Annotated in this window: 12 protein-coding genes; 4 read left to right on the top strand and 8 right to left on the bottom strand. The window is 68.6% G+C overall.

Going from position 1 to position 14,432, the window contains the following annotated elements; translation table 11 throughout:
* The first annotated feature begins 65 nt into the window (after positions 1 to 65).
* Positions 66 to 1,280 carry a dipeptidase gene (locus tag VIL67_RS14245; RefSeq protein ID WP_332049571.1) on the top strand — a complete coding sequence of 405 codons (1,215 nt, stop codon included), beginning with the start codon at positions 66 to 68 and terminating at the stop codon, positions 1,278 to 1,280.
* Between the two features lie 159 nt (positions 1,281 to 1,439).
* Positions 1,440 to 4,340, top strand: coding sequence for an excinuclease ABC subunit UvrA (uvrA, locus tag VIL67_RS14240; protein ID WP_332049570.1), 2,901 nt, complete (start codon positions 1,440 to 1,442; stop codon positions 4,338 to 4,340).
* Here uvrA and VIL67_RS14235 read toward each other — a convergent pair.
* Positions 4,337 to 6,115, bottom strand: coding sequence for a DUF885 domain-containing protein (locus tag VIL67_RS14235; RefSeq protein WP_332049569.1), 1,779 nt, complete (start codon positions 6,113 to 6,115; stop codon positions 4,337 to 4,339). The genes uvrA and VIL67_RS14235 overlap by 4 nt on opposite strands.
* Before the next feature lie 77 nt (positions 6,116 to 6,192).
* On the opposite strand from VIL67_RS14235, the gene VIL67_RS14230 reads away from it, so the two are divergent.
* On the top strand, positions 6,193 to 6,804 hold the full coding sequence (locus tag VIL67_RS14230; RefSeq protein ID WP_332049568.1) for a glutathione S-transferase family protein: 612 nt from the start codon (positions 6,193 to 6,195) through the stop codon (positions 6,802 to 6,804).
* Here the strand turns inward: VIL67_RS14230 and VIL67_RS14225 are convergent.
* Both VIL67_RS14225 and VIL67_RS14220 read right to left on the bottom strand, forming a co-directional pair.
* A complete protein-coding gene (locus VIL67_RS14225; protein ID WP_332049567.1) occupies positions 6,795 to 7,637 on the bottom strand; it encodes a hypothetical protein in 843 nt (280 codons plus the stop codon). The genes VIL67_RS14230 and VIL67_RS14225 overlap by 10 nt on opposite strands.
* Positions 7,634 to 8,485 (bottom strand): hypothetical protein, encoded by an 852-nt coding sequence (locus VIL67_RS14220; protein WP_332049566.1) that lies wholly within the window; start codon positions 8,483 to 8,485, stop codon positions 7,634 to 7,636. Before VIL67_RS14220 ends, VIL67_RS14225 begins: the two co-directional genes overlap by 4 nt.
* 128 nt (positions 8,486 to 8,613) lie before the next feature.
* Here VIL67_RS14220 and trmFO point away from each other — a divergent pair, with 128 nt between their 5' ends.
* Complete coding sequence (trmFO, locus tag VIL67_RS14215; RefSeq protein ID WP_332049565.1) at positions 8,614 to 10,017, top strand: methylenetetrahydrofolate--tRNA-(uracil(54)-C(5))-methyltransferase (FADH(2)-oxidizing) TrmFO; 1,404 nt, start codon at positions 8,614 to 8,616, stop codon at positions 10,015 to 10,017.
* On the opposite strand, the gene VIL67_RS14210 is transcribed toward trmFO, so the two are convergent.
* From VIL67_RS14210 to secD, 5 genes are all read right to left on the bottom strand, one after another.
* Positions 10,018 to 10,704: a squalene/phytoene synthase family protein gene (locus tag VIL67_RS14210; RefSeq protein ID WP_332049564.1), complete on the bottom strand. Its 687-nt coding sequence runs from the start codon at positions 10,702 to 10,704 to the stop codon at positions 10,018 to 10,020. It lies immediately after the preceding gene.
* A gap of 61 nt (positions 10,705 to 10,765) precedes the next feature.
* Positions 10,766 to 11,383: a hypothetical protein gene (locus VIL67_RS14205; protein ID WP_332049563.1), complete on the bottom strand. Its 618-nt coding sequence runs from the start codon at positions 11,381 to 11,383 to the stop codon at positions 10,766 to 10,768.
* 86 nt (positions 11,384 to 11,469) lie between these two features.
* Positions 11,470 to 11,829 (bottom strand): Mth938-like domain-containing protein, encoded by a 360-nt coding sequence (locus VIL67_RS14200; RefSeq protein ID WP_332049562.1) that lies wholly within the window; start codon positions 11,827 to 11,829, stop codon positions 11,470 to 11,472.
* A 13-nt stretch (positions 11,830 to 11,842) separates the two neighbouring features.
* Entirely contained in the window at positions 11,843 to 12,805 is a 963-nt protein-coding gene (gene secF, locus VIL67_RS14195) for a protein translocase subunit SecF (protein WP_332049561.1), read from the bottom strand.
* A 14-nt stretch (positions 12,806 to 12,819) separates the two neighbouring features.
* Positions 12,820 to 14,424, bottom strand: coding sequence for a protein translocase subunit SecD (secD, locus tag VIL67_RS14190; RefSeq protein ID WP_332049560.1), 1,605 nt, complete (start codon positions 14,422 to 14,424; stop codon positions 12,820 to 12,822).
* Between the last annotated feature and the right edge of the window lie 8 nt (positions 14,425 to 14,432).

Here is a 14,432-nt window from a genome sequence, read left to right as displayed (position 1 = left end):
GGGCGGCTCGACCCCGCCCGTGCGCTGCGGCTACGGTCGCGCTCTTGCCAGAGCTGGAGCCGTCCGTGTCCCCTCGTACCGCCGCACTCGCCGCCGCCCTTATCGCCTGCGCCACCTCCGCGACTGCGCAGGGCCGGTCCGACCGCAGCCTGCACGAGGGGCTGACGGTGCTGGACACCCATTTCGACACGCCCGCCCTGTTCAGCGTCGAGGGCTGGCGGATCATCGACCGGCATGATGTCCGCAAGGACGGCAGCCAGGTCGACTACCCGCGCATGGTGGCGGGCGGCGTCGACGGCGGCGTCTTCGTGGTCTTCACCGCTCAGGGCCCTCGGACCCCCGAGGGCCATGCCGCCGCCCGCGACTTCGCCCTGGTCCGGATCAACGAAATCCGCGAGATGGCCGCCCGCTACCCGGACAAATTCCAGCTGGTGACGACCGCGGCGCAGGCGCGCGCGCTGGCCAATACGCCGAAGAAGTTCGTCTTCATCAGCCTTGAGAACAGCTACCCGCTTGGCCGCGACCTGAGCCTGATGAGGACGTTCCACGCCCTCGGCGCGCGCATGATGAGCCCGGTGCACACCACCAACAACGACCTAGCGGACTCGGCCACGGACAAGTCGGAGCACGGCGGGCTCTCGCCGCTGGGCCGTCAGTGGGTGGCCGAAGCCAACCGGCTCGGCGTGCTGATCGACGCGAGCCATGCCTCCGATGCGGCGACCGAGCAGATGATCGAGCTCTCAAAGGCGCCGATCATCCTCTCTCATACCGGCGCCAAGGCTGTTTTCGACCATCCCCGAAACATCGGCGACGACCTGATGCGCAAGCTTGCCGCCAAAGGCGGGGTCATCCAGCTGAACGCGTTCTCCAACTATATGGTCACCGTGCCGCCGAGCGCCGAACGTGACCGCGAGCTGGCCGAGCTGAACCGCAAGTTCGGCGGGCGGCCGAAGACCGCCGGCCAGATGCAAGCCCTCACCGCCGAGCGGAACGCCATCCTGGCCCGCTACAACACCCCGCGGGCGACCTTCGACGACTTCATGAAGCATCTGCTGCACGCCATCGAGGTGGCGGGGATCGATCACGTGGGCGTCAGCGGCGACTTCGACGGCGGCGGCGGTCTGACCGGGTTCGAGGACATCCTCGACTTCCCGAAAGTGACGGCGGCTCTGCGGGCCAGGGGATATTCCCGGGAAGACATCGCCAAGGTCTGGGGCGGCAACGCCCTGCGGGTGTTCGAGCAGGCCCAGGCCGCGGCGCAAGCAAGCGCCGGTCGCTGAATGTTCGCCCTGCTGCCACCGTTGTGGCAGCAGCCCGCGGCGCCCCGACGCAGGTTCTTTGTTCCGCTTGCGTTCTGGTGTTATCTACGAGTCGGATAACTACATTTGCCAGCTCGCCCGGGGGACCTCTCTGCGGGCGCTCAGTGTTTCCGAGACAAGATGGCCGACCAGACGAACATGATCCGTGTCCGCGGGGCGCGTGAACACAACCTCAAGGACGTGAACGTCGACATCCCGCGCGGCGAGCTCGTCGTGCTGACGGGCCTGTCGGGCTCGGGCAAGAGTTCGCTCGCCTTCGACACCATCTACGCCGAGGGCCAGCGCCGTTACGTGGAGAGCCTGTCCGCCTACGCGCGCCAGTTCCTGGAGCTGATGAGCAAGCCGGACGTGGACCTCATCGAAGGCCTGTCCCCCGCCATCTCGATCGAGCAGAAGACCACCAGCCGCAACCCGCGCTCGACCGTGGGCACGGTCACCGAAATCCACGACTACATGCGCCTGCTCTGGGCGCGTGTCGGCGTACCCTACTCGCCGGCCACTGGCCTGCCGATCGAGAGCCAGACCGTCAGCCAGATGGTCGACAAGCTCACGGCCCTGCCGGAGGGCACCCGCCTTTACCTGCTGGCGCCCGTGGTGCGCGGCCGCAAGGGCGAGTACCGCAAGGAGATCGCCGAGTGGCAGCGGGCCGGGTTCCAGCGCCTGAAGATCGACGGCGAGTACTATCCGATCGAGGACGCGCCGGCGCTCGACAAGAAGTTCAAGCACGACATCGACGTGGTCGTGGACCGGCTGGTCACCAAGGCCGGCCTCGAAGGCCGCTATGCCGACTCCATCGAGACGGCGCTGAAGCTCGCCGACGGAATTGCGGTGGCCGAGTGGGCGGACAAGGATCCGGGCGAGGAAGAGCCCCGCCGGTTGATCTTCTCCGAGAAGTTCGCCTGCCCCGTCTCCGGCTTCACCATCAGCGAGATCGAGCCCAGGCTGTTCTCGTTCAACAACCCCTATGGCGCTTGCCCGGTCTGCGACGGCCTGGGGGCCAAGCTGGCCTTCGACGCCGACATGGTGGTGCCGGACAAGGACCGCAGCCTGCACAAGGGGGCGATCTCGCCCTGGGCGAAGGGGCCTTCGCCGCTCTACACCCAGACGCTGCAGGCGCTGTCGCGGCACTACGGCTTCTCAATGGACGTGCCCTGGCACAAGCTGCCGGACAGCGCCAAGCAGGTCATCCTGCATGGCTCGGGCGGCGAGAAGATCCGCTTCATCTATGACGACAACGCCCGCAAGTACGAGGTCAACAAGACCTTCGAGGGCGTGCTGCCGAATCTCGAGCGCCGCTGGCGCGAGACGGACAGCTCGTGGGTCCGCGAAGAGCTCGGCCGCTACCAGTCCGAGACGCCGTGCGAGGCCTGCGCCGGCTATCGCCTGAAGCCCGAAGCCCTGGCGGTGAAGATCGCCGGCAAGCACATCGGCGAGGTCAGCCACCTGTCGATCCGCCACGCCGGCGAGTGGTTCGAGGGCCTGAGCGGCGCCCTCAGCGACAAGCAGATGGAAATCGCCCGCCGGATCCTGAAGGAGATCAACGACCGGCTGCGTTTCTTGGTGAACGTCGGCCTGGACTACCTGAACCTGTCACGGGCTTCCGGCACCCTGTCGGGCGGCGAGAGCCAGCGGATCCGCCTGGCCAGCCAGATCGGCTCGGGCCTCACCGGCGTGCTCTACGTGCTGGACGAGCCCTCCATCGGCCTCCACCAGCGCGACAACACCCGCCTGCTCACCTCCCTGAAGGGGCTGCGCGACCTCGGCAACTCGGTCCTGGTGGTCGAGCACGACGAGGAGGCCATCCTCACGGCCGACTACGTCATCGACATGGGCCCGGCGGCCGGCGTGCACGGCGGCGAGATCATCGCCCAGGGCAAGCCCGACGAGGTGATGGCCAACCCCAGGAGCCTCACCGGCCAGTACCTGTCTGGCGCCCGGGAGATCGAGGTGCCGGAGGACCGTCGCCCGATCTCCAAAAAGAAGGTCATCCGGGTCGTCGGCGCCACCGGCAACAACCTGAAGAACATCACCGCCGAGATCCCGGTGGGCACCTTCACCTGCATCACCGGGGTGTCCGGGGGCGGCAAGTCCACGTTCACGATCGAAACGCTCTACAAGGCCGCCGCCCGCCGGCTGCACAACGCCTCGGACGCGCCGGCTCCCCACGACCGGATCGAGGGCCTGGAGAACTTCGACAAGGTCATCGACATCGACCAAAGCCCGATCGGGCGCACGCCGCGGTCGAATCCGGCCACCTACACCGGCGCCTTCCAACCGATCCGCGACTGGTTCGCGGGCCTGCCGGAAGCCAAGGCGCGGGGCTACGGCCCGGGCCGGTTCTCGTTCAACGTCAAGGGCGGCCGCTGCGAGGCCTGCCAGGGCGACGGCCTGATCAAGATCGAGATGCACTTCCTGCCGGACGTCTACGTCACCTGCGACGTCTGCCATGGTCATCGCTACAACCGCGAGACCCTGGAGATCATGTTCAAGGGGAAGAACATCGCCGACGTGCTCGACATGACGGTCGAGGAAGCGGCCGAGTTCTTCAAGGCGGTGCCGCCGATCCGCGAGAAGATGGAGACCCTGAAGCGGGTGGGCCTCGGCTATGTGAAGGTGGGCCAGCAGGCCACCACCCTGTCCGGCGGCGAGGCCCAGCGGGTGAAGCTCTCCAAGGAGCTGTCCCGCCGCGCCACGGGGAAGACGCTCTACATCCTCGACGAGCCGACCACCGGCCTGCACTTCGAGGATGTGAAAAAGCTGCTGGAGGTGCTCCACGAGCTGGCGGACCAGGGCAACACGGTGGTGGTGATCGAGCACAACCTCGACGTCATCAAGACCGCCGACTGGCTGGTGGACTTCGGTCCGGAAGGCGGCGACGGCGGCGGCGAGATCGTCGCCCAGGGCGCCCCCGAGCAGGTCGCCGAGAACCCGCGCAGCTGGACGGGCCGCTACCTGCACGAACTGCTGGAGCGCCACCGCCAACGTCGCGGCGCCCGCAAGAAGAAGCTGGCGCGCGCCTAGGCGAAGTTCCGCGCCAGAACTTCCATGGGCATGGGCCCGGCGGCGAGCACGGCCTCGTGCCAGTCCCGCACGTCGAACGCGGCGCCCAGGCGGCGCCGCGCCGCCTCCCGCGTGTTGAGCAGCTCCAGGCGTCCGACCATGAAGGCGCAGGCCTGGCCGGGGTAGACACAGTAGCGGTCGATCTCCCGCTGGGCGGAAGCCGGCTGCTCGCCGGCGTTCTCCACCATCCAGCGTGTGGCCTGCGCCCGCGACCAGCGCTTGTGGTGGATGCCGGTGTCCACCACGATCCGCGCGGCCCGGAAGAGCGCCGACTGCAGGGCCCCGATCTCGCCGAACGGGTCGTTCTCGTAGGCGCCGATCTCCACGGCCACCTGCTCTGCGTAGAGGGCCCAGCCCTCCACGTAGGCCGAGTACTGGGCGAACTGCTTGTAGAGCGGCTGGTCGGCGCCGCCCGCTCGACGGAACACCGCGTGCTGCAGGTGATGGCCAGGGTCACCCTCGTGATGCAGCAGGGTCTTCAGCCGCCAGGTGGGCCACTCGGCCGTGGTCTTCAGGTTGATGGAGATGATGCCGGGCCGGGAGCCGTCCGCCGGGGGACCGTCGTAATAGGCGCCCGGCGCCCCCGCCTCGATGGCGACGGGGATCCGGTCAACCGTGACGTCCCGGTCCGGCAGGGTGCGGAAGGCCCGCGGCAGCAGCCCATACAGCCGGGGGAGGTGCTCGCGTGCGAACTGCAGGATCTCGGCGCGTCCAGCGTCAGTTTCCGGCTTCAGCTGGCGCGGGTCGCGATCCAGCGCCTGGATGCGCGCGCCGACCGGGCCCTGGGTAAGCCCCTGGGCGCGGAGCCGGAGGTCAAGCTCCGCCCGCAGCGCCTCGAAGGTCTCGAGCCCGAGGCGGTGCATCGCTTCCGGGGACGTCGCCACCGTGGTGTTGGAGCGCAGCGCCAGAGCGTACCAGGCGTCACCATCGGGAAGGCGCCAGACGCCAGCCTCGCCCGAGGCAGCCGGTCGAAGCGCCTGGAGCGCGGCCATCTGCCGATCCAGGGCAGGGATCACCTGCCGTTCCACGGTGGCGCCCGCGGCGGCGGGCACGTCGCCCAGGCCCGCCTGAGTGGCGCGGCGGGCCGGCGACTCCAGGAGGCTCTGAGCGGCGCTGGCGCGGAGGTCAGACAGCTGGCGAAGGGTGCGGTCGAGCACGAAATCCGGCGGCGCCACGCCCGTCGCGGCATCCGCCCTGATGCTCGCCACCTCCCCGTCCAGCACGGTGGCGAACGCCGCAAGACGCGCGAGGTAGAGATCGGCGTCCTCCCGGGTGGACATCGGCGAGCGAGCGAACGCCTGCGGCTGCCAGTAGTAGGCGCCTGCCATCTGATTGACGACGTAGGGTCCCGGCCGCAGGGCGTGGTCCTGAAAGCCGTAGCGGGCGCCCACCTCGGCCAACATCTCATAGGCGAACGCAGCGGTGTCGTAGTCCATCCGGCGGGTCGGACTGAGCGCGGCAGGCTGGAGGCGGGCAAGCTCTGACCGCCAACGACGCGCGGCGCTCACTTGCGCAGCCTTGCCCGCGGGCGACCGGTCGTCCAGCCGGCCGCGGGCCGCCCGACCTCGCGCGTCGCTCAGGATCGAGGCGGCGGCCTCGGGCGACAGGGCCAGGTGCTCGTCCATGTGGCGCGAGAGCAGCTGGACCAGCGCAGCATCCTGCGCGCCGCGCGCAATGGCCGGGCCCGCCAGGGCGGCTGCGCCGCCGCCGATGAGGAGTGCGCGGCGGCTGAACATGAGCTTACTCCGGACCTAGGCGCGCAGGGGCGATCGCCCTAGCCTAGCTGCCAAGAACATCAGAGGGGAGCAACCCAGTGATCCTTTACGGCGCGCCGATGCCGGCTCCGAACCCGCGCCGGGTGCGCATCTTCCTGGCCGAGAAGGGCGTCGACCTGCCTGAGACGCCGCTCAACCTGATGAAGCGGGAGCACAAGAGCCCCGAGCACCGGGCGCGAAACTCGCTGGGCCAGGTGCCCACGCTCGTTCTGGACGACGGGACCGCCATTTCCGAGACGGTCGCCATCTGCCGCTACTTCGAGGAGGTCCAGCCCGATCCGCCCCTCTTCGGGACGACGCCCGTGGAGAAGGCGCTGGTGGACATGTGGGTTCGGCGGATGGAGTTCACGGTGATGGGCCCGGTCGGCGCCTTCTGGCGGCACGCCCATCCGTTCACCGCCTCTGTGATCACCCAGTACAAGGACTTCGGCGAGTCGAACCGCGAGGCTTACGCCGGCGCCTTGAAGTGGCTGGACCGGGAGCTGGGGGAGCGGCCGTTCGTGGCGGGCGCCACCTACACGATGGCTGACATCTGCGCCCTGACGACGGTCGACTTCGCCACCTGGATCGGCCTGCCTGTCCCCGAAGAGCTGGCGAGCGTAGGGGCGTGGCACGCGCGGGTCTCCGCGCGGCCGAGCGCTCAGGCCTGAGACTGCGCCGTGAAGGCGCGATAGGCCGCCACCAGCGGCGTCTGGCTGATCACCCAGAGCACCGGGGCGAACAGGAAGTCGATGACCAGCTGGGCGATGTAGAAGCCAGGCCGCTCCTGCATGGCCTCGGCATCGGCGCGCAGAAGCAGGCCAAGGTCGTCCCAACCCGAGACGGCGCCGGAAACGATCGCCAGCAACAGCCAGGCCAGGATCAGGATCATCGCCAGGAAGCAGCCGGCCAAGACAGCCATGCCAAGCAATGACCAGGCGTGGCCCCGGGTGAGCCGCCAGGAGGCGGCGAAGCCGATCTTGCGTTCCGCCACCGTGATCGGCCCGGCCAGCGACAGGCGCAGGGCGATCCAGATCTGCAGCGCCAGCAGAACAAGCACCGCGGGAATCCCGAACATCGGCCCGCCGGCTCGTGCCGACAGTCCGGTGACCGCGAACGCGGTGGCGGATACGATCAGCAGGATCCCCAGCGTGCCCAGCCAGACCGCACCGAGGCGCAGCTCGTCACGCCCAAGCCGCAAGTGGAACAGCCCGGGCGGATCGTCCCGCAACAGCATGCGGAACAGGGCCGCCACGATCACCACCGGCAAGGCCAGCATGGCCAGCGCCAAGACGATGGCGGCGATCGCACCGCCCGCCGCGCCGGCTCCGGCCGCGTTGGCCGCCGAGGCGAAGGCGGCGATGGCGACAAGGACGCCGGCCAGGACGCAGGCCGCGATGAGGCCGAGCAGGTTGAAGAGGGCCCAGCCCAGCACCACCCGCCAGCTCCGGCCAAGGACGCGGAAGCCTTCGACGGCGGCGTCACTGGCCGAGAACCGGCTCACCGGTGCGTCACCGGCTGGCCGGTGATCTGCTGATAGGCCACCGCGAAAGGCGCGTAGATCATCACGATCTGCAGGACGTAGAGCAGGAACTGCATGACCACGGTGGCCACCCCGGCGACCACGGTGATGACGCTCAACTGCCCCTCCAGCGCTTCGCGCCCGCCGGCCATCCAGACGACCGCGGCGCCTGCGAGGCTGATCACCAGCCAGATCATCACATAGAAGATGGCCGCCAGCAGCATCATGCCCAGCAGCGGCCACATCCGGCCGCGGGTCATCGCCCACGCCTCGCCAAATGCAACCCTGCGGCTGGCGAAGGTCATCGGCGTCACCATGGACAGCCGCGCCCCCAGCCAGGCGGTCAGCGCGAGGACCACCACAAGCAGGAGGATGGAAAACAGCGAGCCGGTCTCCCGCACGAGCGTCAGCGCCACGATGGCTGCAAACAGGCACACGAAGCCGATGGAGAACAGCAGGAGGTTGACGGCCGTCAGCCGGAACTCGTCCGAGCCCACCCGCAGATGGGCGAGGCCGGGCTCCTCCGGGCGCATGACCAGGCGATAGATGCCGGCGATCAGAACCGACATCAGTGTGGCTACGACCAGCAGGACGAGCAGGAACGCCGGCCAGGACTCCGTCAGGATCGAGGCGACTGCGTCGACCTTTTCGGAAGCATCGACCAGCCGCATGGCCTCAGCGAAACGTGGTCCCAAAGCCACGCCCATAAGTCCGCCGATCACCAGGATGCCCAGAAAATAGACCCCCGCCCAGGCCAGCATGGTGCCGGGTCGCGAGCGGATCAGGCGGAAGCCCTCCAGAGCGGCTTCACTCGCCGAAAACTGGTTCATTCTCGTCCCTTGGCCGGACACGTTCAGGTAAACGAGTCGCCGGCCCTCCGGCTGCAACCTGTTCTCCGCCGCACGCCCGCGCAAGGCCCCGCTCGCGAAGGGGGACGATCGTTGCTAGTTAGCCACGCATGACGACAGCCCCTGTACACGTGGTCGGCGGCGGACTGGCCGGATCGGAAGCCGCCTGGCAGATCGCAGAATCCGGCGTGCCGGTGATCCTCCACGAGATGCGTCCGGTCCGCGGCACCGACGCGCACCAGACGGATCGCCTTGCCGAACTGGTCTGCTCCAACTCCTTCCGCGCCGATGACTGGTCCGGGAATGCGGTCGGCCTGCTGCACGCGGAGATGCGCCGGCTGGGCTCGATCATCATGGCCTGTGGGGACGCCCACCAGGTCCCGGCCGGCGGGGCGCTGGCCGTGGACCGCGAGGGCTTCTCGGAAGCCGTCACGGCCCGACTGCAGGCCCATCCCCTGGTGACGATCGCCCGAGAGGAAGTCGCCGGTCTTCCGCCGGCCGACTGGGACAGTGTCGTGGTGGCGACGGGTCCCCTCACCTCACCGGCCTTGGCGGATGCGATCCTTGAGCTCACCGGAGAAGGCCAGCTGTCCTTCTTCGACGCCATCGCCCCGATCGTGAACTTCGAGTCCATCGACATGTCGGTGGCCTGGCGCCAGTCGCGCTACGACAAGGAAGGGCCCGGCGGCGACGCGGCGGCCTACATCAACTGCCCGCTCGATCGGGAGCAGTATGACGCCTTCATCGACGCACTGCTGGCGGGACCGAAGTCCGAGTTCAAGGACTGGGAGCATGTCCCCTATTTCGACGGCTGTCTGCCGATCGAGGTGATGGCGGAACGGGGGCGCGAGACCTTGCGCCATGGGCCGATGAAGCCCGTCGGACTTACCAACGCCCACAAGCCGGACCAGAAGCCCTGGGCGGTCGTGCAACTGCGACAGGACAATGCGCTGGGCACCCTGTGGAACATGGTGGGCTTCCAGACCAAGCTGAAGCACGGCGCCCAGACCGAGATCTTTCGGATGATCCCCGGGCTCGAGAAGGCGGTGTTCGCCAGGCTTGGGGGCCTGCACCGCAACACCTTCCTGAACTCGCCCCGGCTGCTGGACCGCCAGCTCCGCCTGAAGGCGCAGCCGAGGCTGCGGTTCGCTGGCCAGGTCACTGGGGTCGAGGGCTATGTGGAGAGCGCCGCTGTCGGGCTCCTGGCTGGCCGCCTGGCGGCCGCCGAGCGGCTCGGCCGGCCGATCGAAGCCCCGCCGGCGACCACAGCGCTGGGCGCGCTGGTGAACCACATCACCGGAGGCCACCTCGACGGGGGCTCCGGCTCATTCCAGCCGATGAACATCAACTACGGTCTGCTGCCGCCCCTGGAAGCCCCCAAACGGGATGCTGAAGGCAAGCGGCTGCCGAACAAGGAGCGTGGTCGGGCCAAGAAGCGGTTGATGGGCGAGCGCGCCCTGGCGGACCTGGACGCCTGGCGCACCGGCGCACCGGTCCTGGAGGCCGCGGAGTAGTCAGAGCCGCCCGCGCGCGACCGCCCAGGTGAGCCGAAGGCGGCGGGTGAGCTCCGAACCGCCATGTCCGATCAGGGCGGCGTGAGCGACCGCCGGGAAGGCTGCGACGCTGACGGTCGTTACGCCCTGCCGGGCGCGGACGAGCAGCGTGTGGGCCGCTGGCGCCAAGGCCGCTTCGGTCCGCGCGCGGCGGGCCAGGGCCCAGGCGGACCCGGCTTCGCGGGCTCTCGTCGGCTCGCCGGCTGGATCCAGGATCATCGCAGCCAGCTCGGCCGCGCGCCCCCCGGTGTCTCCCGCCCAGGCCACAGCCTCGTCCACCGACAGGGGGCTCGGGTCGAGTTCGCGGTAACGCGCATCGAGCATGGCCTCGAGCGGGGCCCGCGGCAGGGCGTGGCGCCGGACCGCAGTCGCGAGGGCCTGGGCGCCGGGGTGTCGCCGCACCGGCCGGTTCTCGAAGATCTCATCCAGCACCTCGCCCCACCAAGCGAGACGGATCTCGCCCAGCAGGGGGTTTGAGGCCACCTTCGGCGCGCGGGCGAGCTCGTGGTCGAAGGCATAGATCGCGATGACGTCAGCCCGAGCTGCAGCGTCACCGATGAACCGGCTGGAGAGCCAGCGGTCGGGATCGACGCGGCGGACCATCTGGTCCAGCTCGCCGGCCTGGGTTGAGAGAAGGTCCTCGCTCATCCTCGCTCCAACGAAAAAGGCCCGCCCCGAGGGGCGGGCCTCTCCGCAGATTTGGTCGGGCTCAGCCGTAGACCGTCTGGGTCATGGTCATGGAGGTGAGCATCGGGATCGAGAGCAACAGATTGGTGCGCGAGAACAGCATGGCGGTCCGGCCGGCCTTCGCCTTCGCGTCGGCGTCCGCGTCCACGATCCCGAGCGCGATCTTCTGGTTCGGCCAGATGAACGCCCAGACGTTGATGAACATGATGATCGCCAGCCACATGCCGAGGCCGAGCAGGGTGAAGCGGTCGTCGCCGGCCGAATAGCCGCCGAACAGGCCGAAGGTCAGCGCTTCATGGGCGTAATCCGCGCCGCGGCTGTAAGCGAGGAGCAGGCCCATCAGCACGGTGAGCAGCGCGCCCCACCGGAACCAGAACAGCGCCTCGGGCGCGATGTACTTCGAGATGCCCGGCTTCAGTTCGGCCGGGACCTCCGGCATTTTCCGGATCTGGACGAAGTTGAAGTAGTAGAGCAACCCGATCCACAGGATGCCGAAGAAGGTGTGCAGCCAGCGGAAAACGGCCTGCCAGAAGGTCGCGTCGAGACCCTGCGGGCCCTGCGAATAGGCAGCGACCATGATCAGCGCGAGGATCACGCTGACGATCATGGTGTTGCGGAAATTTGAAAGCAGCCCAGCCATCTTGTAGCCCTCGAATCCTACCTGGAGCGTCAGGTATAGGGTCGTTTTGCCGCAGGCGCAAAGCGGCCGCTGCGGAAGGATGTGGCCTAGACCGCGATCAGCGCGGCCGCGAGGCGGCGGCCTTCAGCGGTCAGCACGTTGTAGAGCCGGGCTGCCGACGGCGTGTCCATGAACTCCAGGCCGATGCCGGCGCCCTGCAGCGCCTCGCGCACGGTCCGCGGCGGCGGAGCGTTGCGTGGACCAACGCCCAACAGCAGGAATTCGACCTCGGCGCGTCCGGCGGCCAGCACCGGCTCAAGGCTCGCCACGTCGAGCCCGCCCAGCGTCGCCACCTCCCACCGGCGCGCCTCGTCGCGCAGGATCAGCAGCGACCCCTCATGCCGCTCCCCCGAGAGGCGGAAGCCGCCGCCGCCGTAGGCGTCGATTGTGGGCGCATCGCGGGCCACGGCCAGTCTGCCGTTACGGCCGGACGTCGGCCGGCTTCAGCGGCTGGGCCTCTTCCTCGCCGCGCTTGACGCCCCAAAGCAGGATCACAGGCGCTGCGACGTAGATCGAAGAGTAGGTGCCGATGATGATGCCGAACACCAGCACCATTGACATCCCAAACAGGGTCGGACCGCCGAACACAGCAAGGCCGGCGAGCGCCAGCACCGCCGTCACGCCGGTGATGATCGTGCGCGACAAGGTCTCGTTGATGGAGATGTCAATAATCTCACGCAAGGGCATGCGCTTATACTTGCGCAGGTTCTCGCGCAGGCGGTCGAAGACCACCACCGTGTCGTTCATTGAGTAGCCGATGACGGTGAGGATGGCGGCCACCGTCGTCAGGCTGAACTCCAGCCGGAAGAAGGCGATGACGCCGAAGGTGAGGATCACGTCGTGGAACAGCGCGACGACCGCGCCAATGCCGAACTGCAGTTCGAACCTGAACCAGATGTAGACCAGCATCAGCAGGATCGCGAGGCCCAGCGCCATAAGGCCGCTGGTGAACAGCTCGCCGGAAACCTTCGCCCCGACCACGTCCGGCGAATCGAAGGTGACTTGCCCCAGCGCGCGGGCCAGGGCCGCCTCGACCTGCTGCACGACCTGATCCGGGTGAGCGCCGGGAGGGGCCTGGTAGCGCACCATGGCGGCGGTGCCGTCTCCGAAGCCCTGCACCTGCGGGTCGCCGAGATTCAGGCCCTCCATGGCGGTGCGGGCGGCGCCGAGGTCCACCTGCTTCGGCGCGGTGGACAGCTCGATCACCGTGCCTCCGGTGAAGTCGATGCCGCAGTTCAGGCCGCCGCAGGGAGGCTCGAACGGCATCAACGCACGGGCGAGCGAGGCGATGACCGCCAGCGCCGAGAGGAGAGCGGCGAATTTGGCGAAGCGGACGAACTCGAAGTTCGTCTTCACGGGCAGGATCTTGATCAGGGGCCACATGGGTCAGGCCCTCCCTAGGCGATCGGCAGGGACTTCGGCCGGGCGGTGCGGAACCACACGGCCAGGAGCACCTGGGTGATGAGGACGGCGGTGAACACCGAGGTGATCACGCCGATGGAGAGGGTCCAGGCGAAGCCCTTCACCGGGCCGGCCCCGAACTGGAACATCAGCAGCGCCGCCAGCAGGCTGGTGAGGTTGGCGTCGATGATGGTGCTCATGGCCCGGGAGAAGCCCGCGTCCATGGCCGAGATCACCGAACGGCCCGCTCGGACCTCGTCACGCATGCGTTCGTAGATCAGCACGTTGGCGTCGACGGCCACCGCCAGGGTCAGGATCAGGCCGGCGATGCCGGGCAATGTGAGCGTCGCCTGGGTCAGGCTCATGGCGGCGACGATCAGCAGTCCGTTGACCAGCAGCGCCGCGATGGCGATGCCGCCGAACAGCAGCCCGTAGGCCAGGATCATGAAGGCCACGATCGCCACGAAAGCCACGCCCGTGGACACCTGGCCCGCCTTGATCGAGTCGGCGCCGAGTTCGGCGCTCACCGTCCGCTGTTCCTCGACGTTCAGCGGCGCCGGCAGGGCGCCCGCCCGGAGCAGCAGGGCGAGATCGTTGGCGGTCTCGGTGGTGAAGTTGCCTTCGATGAAGCCCGAGCCCCCGGTGATGGCGCTTTGGATGACGGGCGCGGAGATCACCTTGCGGTCGAGCACGATGGCGAACCGCTTGCCGATGTTCTGGCTGGTCACGTCGCCAAAGCGGCGTGCGCCCTGGCCGTTGAAGCGGAATTCGACGATCGGTGTCTGGTTCTGCGGATGGAAGCCGGCGTTGGCGTGCACCAGCATCTCGCCGGTCACCACGGAGCGCCGTTTCACCACCACGAACGGTTCGCTCGGATCGTCCTGCGGCAGGAGCTCGGAGCCGGGCGGTATGCGCCCAGCGGCGGCTTCCGCGGGCGTGACCGAGTCATCCACCATCTGGAAGGTGAGCTTGGCTGTCTGGCCGATCACGTCCTTCAGGCGGTCGGGATCGCTTTCGCCAGGGGCCTGAACGACCACCCGGTTGACGCCCTGGCGCGTGATGCTCGGCTCCCGGGTGCCGAGCTCGTCCACGCGTCGGCGGATGATCTCGATGGATTGGTCGACCGCCCGGGCGCTCTCGGCCTCCATCGCCTCGGCGGCGAAGCTCAGGCGAAGCCGCTGGTCGGGCGCAGTAGCGACCACCACATCGCGGCCGCCGGTGGTGCCGGCGAGCGGCGTGCCGACGGAGTTGCGCAAGGCGCGGGCGGCGGCGTCGACCTGGCCCGGATCGGTGATGCGCACGTTTACGCCGCCACCGGTGACACCGAGGTCGGTGAAGGCGATCTCCTCGTTGCGGAGGTTCTGGCGAACGTCCTCGACGAGGTTGGTCAGCCGCTCACGACGCAGCGCGTTGGTGTCGACCTCGAGCAGCAGGTAGGAGCCGCCCTGGAGATCCAGGCCGAGGTTCAGGGTTTGCCGGGGCAAGAAGACCGGCAACCTGGCGCGCATCTCCGCAGGCAGGGCGTTCGGGAGCGCAAACAGGGCGCCGAAGATCACCGCCAGAACGACGAGGAGGACCTTCCAGCGGGAAAGCGTAAGCATCGGAGGGT

The sequence above is a fragment of the Phenylobacterium sp. genome (genome assembly GCF_036563385.1).
Classification (GTDB): domain Bacteria; phylum Pseudomonadota; class Alphaproteobacteria; order Caulobacterales; family Caulobacteraceae; genus Phenylobacterium.
This window is presented reverse-complemented; position numbering and strand designations above follow the sequence as displayed.

Excerpts from the sequence above, each read along its gene's own strand:
- uvrA (WP_332049570.1), top strand. The coding sequence starts at position 1,440 with ATGGCCGACCAGACGAACATGATCCGTGTCCGCGGGGCGCGTGAACAC.
- VIL67_RS14235 (WP_332049569.1), bottom strand. The coding sequence starts at position 6,115 with ATGTTCAGCCGCCGCGCACTCCTCATCGGCGGCGGCGCAGCCGCCCTG.
- VIL67_RS14220 (WP_332049566.1), bottom strand. The coding sequence starts at position 8,485 with ATGAACCAGTTTTCGGCGAGTGAAGCCGCTCTGGAGGGCTTCCGCCTG.
- trmFO (WP_332049565.1), top strand. The coding sequence starts at position 8,614 with ATGACGACAGCCCCTGTACACGTGGTCGGCGGCGGACTGGCCGGATCG.
- VIL67_RS14210 (WP_332049564.1), bottom strand. The coding sequence starts at position 10,704 with ATGAGCGAGGACCTTCTCTCAACCCAGGCCGGCGAGCTGGACCAGATG.
- VIL67_RS14205 (WP_332049563.1), bottom strand. The coding sequence starts at position 11,383 with ATGGCTGGGCTGCTTTCAAATTTCCGCAACACCATGATCGTCAGCGTG.
- secF (WP_332049561.1), bottom strand. The coding sequence starts at position 12,805 with ATGTGGCCCCTGATCAAGATCCTGCCCGTGAAGACGAACTTCGAGTTC.
- secD (WP_332049560.1), bottom strand. The coding sequence starts at position 14,424 with ATGCTTACGCTTTCCCGCTGGAAGGTCCTCCTCGTCGTTCTGGCGGTG.